General features: G+C 74.8%; 1 protein-coding gene. It reads left to right on the top strand.

The genetic code is table 11. The annotated features are described in order from the left end of the window. Window positions 1-376 precede the first annotated feature (376 nt). A complete protein-coding gene (locus M0638_RS27135) occupies window positions 377-1,168 on the top strand; it encodes an RlmE family RNA methyltransferase (RefSeq protein WP_248670081.1) in 792 nt (263 codons plus the stop codon). Window positions 1,169-1,318: the final 150 nt, after the last annotated feature.

The following is a 1,318-nucleotide window of genomic DNA, read 5'->3' as shown; positions in this document are numbered from 1 at the left end:
GCACGACGCACCGCATCGCGCCGGCGGCCCATGCCCCGCGGCACGGAAAGCCTCCGCCATCCCGCCGCCGGCCACTCGGACAGGCCCGTCCGCTTGCCCTGGCGCGCAGGGCTGGGCTACAGCGAACCGCAGTCCGGTTGGGACTGCGGTTCGCCGTAGCTCGCTGTTCCCGGCGCGGACTCACGCCGCCGGGCGTGTCCGCCCGCCGGCGATCCGCTCCAACCCAACCGGCGAAGACCTCCGTCACTCCCTCCTCCCCGCCACGGCAGCCGCCCGGATGTCCCGGTAGGGGCATGCCGGCGAGGGAGGGGCCGTTCATGCGGCGGTCCGGCAGACCGGTCCGCCTCCGCCACGCCCGACGAGCAAGCAACCCCGCATGAAGCCCCCGACCGGCAAGCCCCCCGCAGGATCCGCTGGCGGGAAGTCCTCCGGAAAGTCCATCGGCAGGTCCCCTGGCAAGTCCATCGGCACCGCCCCCGGCAGGACCGCCGTGCAGGATGGGCGCGGCCTCACCACGCGCCTGCGCACCGCCAAGGGGCGCACCACGGCCAGCCAGCGCTGGCTGGAGCGCCAGCTCAACGACCCCTACGTGCAGGCGGCGAAGGCGCGCGGCCTGCGTTCCCGTGCCGCCTTCAAGCTGATCGAGCTGGACGAGCGCTTCCACCTGCTGCGCCCCGGCCAGCGCGTGGTGGACCTCGGCGCCGCCCCGGGGGGCTGGACCCAGGTGGCGGCGGAGCGGATCGGCCTGGACCGGCCCGGGCCGGGCGGCCACATCGTGGCGCTCGACCTGCTCGCCATGGACCCGGTGCCGGGCGCCGTCGTGCTCCAGGGCGACTTCCAGGACGAGGCGGCGGAGGCGGCGGTGATCGCGGCGCTGGACGGGCAGGCCGACCTCGTCCTCTCCGACATGGCGCCCAACACCACCGGCCACACCGCCACCGACCACCTGCGCATCATCGGGCTGGTGGAGCTGGCGCTCGACTTCGCGCGCCGGGTGCTGGCGCCGGGCGGCGGCTTCGTGGCCAAGGTGTTCCAGGGGGGCACCGAGAAGACCCTGCTCGACCAGCTCCGGCGCGACTTCCGCGAGGTGCGCCACGCCAAGCCGCCCGCCAGCCGCAAGGACAGCAGCGAGCTGTACGTGGTCGCCACGGGCTTCCGCGGCGGCTGACACGGGAACGGCCGATCCCGCCGGCAGGCCGCGTCCGGGCCCGCGGTCGCCGGGAAGGTCGTTGGGAAGCGGCCGGTCGGCCCGCCGCGTGACCTGCGGCTCGCCCTAGAGCGTGCTGCGTTTACATGGAAGCGTATCCTGAGTTGGCGA

The organism is Roseomonas acroporae (genome assembly GCF_023223525.1).
GTDB lineage: Bacteria > Pseudomonadota > Alphaproteobacteria > Acetobacterales > Acetobacteraceae > Roseomonas_E > Roseomonas_E acroporae.
This window is presented reverse-complemented; position numbering and strand designations above follow the sequence as displayed.

Bases quoted from the DNA above. Each gene is read 5' to 3' on its own strand.
- M0638_RS27135 (WP_248670081.1), top strand. From the start codon at position 377: ATGAAGCCCCCGACCGGCAAGCCCCCCGCAGGATCCGCTGGCGGGAAG.